Genomic DNA, 266 nt, shown 5'->3' on the forward strand with positions numbered 1-266 from the left:
GGCCTAGACAGCCAGGATGTTGGCTTAGAAGCAGCCATCATTTAAAGAAAGCGTAATAGCTCACTGGTCGAGTCGTCCTGCGCGGAAGATGTAACGGGGCTCAAACTGATAACCGAAGCTGCGGATGCATATTTATATGCGTGGTAGGGGAGCGTTCTGTAGGTCTGTGAAGGTGGTGGTGTAAACCCTGCTGGAGATATCAGAAGTGCGAATGCTGACATGAGTAGCGATAAAGCGGGTGAAAAGCCCGCTCGCCGAAAGCCCAA

Annotated in this window: 1 rRNA gene; it reads left to right on the top strand. The window is 51.5% G+C overall.

Annotated elements, in window-relative coordinates:
- Positions 1-266 (top strand): 23S ribosomal RNA (locus ACZ9XP_RS17970); the annotation flags it as partial.

It is taken from the genome of Vogesella perlucida, from assembly GCF_979366545.1.